We start from the raw sequence: 1,688 nt of genomic DNA, 5'->3' as shown, positions 1-1,688 counted from the left end.
ATTTGCTGTTTGGCGTGTTGATCATTCTGTTCACCTACTTCTATACAGCTATTACGGTTAATCCTAACCAGATGGCTGATGATATGAAGAAGAATGGCGGATTTATCCCCGGCGTTAAACCAGGTAAAACAACTGCAGATTATATAGATGGCGTAATTTCAAAAATTACCTTACCCGGATCTATTTTCCTTGCTATTATAGCAATCATCCCGGCAATTGCCAGTTTGGTTGGTGTGTCTCCAATTTTCGCAAGATTCTTTGGTGGTACATCATTAATCATCCTGGTAGGTGTTGTGCTTGATACATTGCAACAAATAGAAAGCCACCTGTTGATGCGCCATTATGATGGTTTAATGAAAACCGGACGAATTAAAGGACGTACAGCAATGCCTGCTGCTGCCGGAACAACTCCGACAGCGATCTAATATACAAGATGTCAAAAATCAATTATAAGTCTGTCGAGGAGATAGAACTCATAAGGGAAAGTTCGTTACTCGTATCAAAAACCCTTGGCGAAATAGCGAAAGTTATTGGTCCCGGGATAAGAACGATCGAGTTGGACAAACTGGCTGAAACTTTTATACGCGATAACGGCGGCGTGCCTGCTTTTTTAAACTATCATGGTTTTCCTTATTCACTATGCATCTCCCTGAACGATCAGGTTGTGCATGGTTTTCCAGGCAAGCATGTTTTAACCGATGGTGATCTTGTTTCTGTTGACTGTGGCGTTATCTTAAACAAATACTTTGGCGACTCGGCTTATACCTTTGCCATTGGCGAGGTATCAGAGCACACCAAGAAGCTTATGCGTGTTACGCAGGAGTGTTTAGACCTCGGTGTGGCAAAGGCCGTTGTAGGTATGCGGATAGGTGATATAGGCCATGCCGTACAGGAACATGCTGAAAAGAATGGCTTTGGTGTAGTTAAAGAGCTTGTAGGGCATGGAGTGGGGCTTCAGTTACATGAAAAACCCGAAGTGCCAAACTACGGCAAACGAGGCGCTGGTACTAAGCTTGAGGAAGGTATGGTAATAGCTATTGAACCGATGATAAACGCGGGCCGTGCCGGTGTTAAGTTTTGGGATGATGGCTGGACAGTATCAACAGTAGATAAAAAGGTATCGGCACACTATGAGCATACAGTTGCCGTAGGTAAAGGTAAACCAGACATTTTATCAACGTTTGAATATGTTGATAATGTTTTAAAAGAAAAAAATAATAATTAAATAATTTTTATTAATTTTGCATCCCGGTTTTAGGGCGGATAATTAAGTAATAATCAACAAAATATGGCTAAACAATCTTCGATTGAGCAAGACGGTACAATTAGAGAGGCATTGTCAAATGCAATGTTCAGGGTTGAGCTGGAAAATGGTCATGAGATTATTGCACATATTTCCGGCAAGATGCGTATGCACTACATCAAAATTTTACCTGGCGACAGAGTGAAATTAGAAATGAGTCCATACGATTTAAGTAAGGGTAGAATAACCTATAGATATAAATAATAAAGAGATGAAAGTTAGAGCATCCATTAAGAAACGCAGCGCTGATTGCAAGATCATTCGCCGTAACGGGAAACTTTATGTTATTAACAAGAAGAATCCTAAGTACAAACAACGCCAGGGCTAAGAACAATTAAAGAATTTGTGGGTGATTGAGTTTTCAATAATACGATAMTTCGCTCTA

At 40.4% G+C, this 1,688-nt stretch carries 4 protein-coding genes; all 4 read left to right on the top strand.

The window, feature by feature from the left end; genetic code table 11:
• Positions 1 to 425 (top strand): preprotein translocase subunit SecY (locus tag AC1DPZ_RS26660; RefSeq protein ID WP_477409196.1); only part of this gene is annotated, 425 nt, incomplete at its 5' end.
• Positions 426 to 433: 8 nt separating this feature from the next.
• Positions 434 to 1,225, top strand: coding sequence for a type I methionyl aminopeptidase (map, locus tag AC1DPZ_RS26655; protein ID WP_477409194.1), 792 nt, complete (start codon positions 434 to 436; stop codon positions 1,223 to 1,225).
• A gap of 63 nt (positions 1,226 to 1,288) precedes the next feature.
• Positions 1,289 to 1,507 carry a translation initiation factor IF-1 gene (infA, locus tag AC1DPZ_RS26650; RefSeq protein ID WP_090643449.1) on the top strand — a complete coding sequence of 73 codons (219 nt, stop codon included), beginning with the start codon at positions 1,289 to 1,291 and terminating at the stop codon, positions 1,505 to 1,507.
• Positions 1,508 to 1,514: 7 nt separating this feature from the next.
• Positions 1,515 to 1,631, top strand: coding sequence for a 50S ribosomal protein L36 (gene rpmJ, locus AC1DPZ_RS26645; protein WP_074487407.1), 117 nt, complete (start codon positions 1,515 to 1,517; stop codon positions 1,629 to 1,631).
• The last annotated feature ends 57 nt before the right edge of the window (positions 1,632 to 1,688 follow it).

It is taken from the genome of Mucilaginibacter sp. P4_G9, assembly GCF_056400985.1.
Note: the sequence above shows the minus strand (reverse complement) of the source record. Positions and strands in the feature narration are given on the sequence as shown.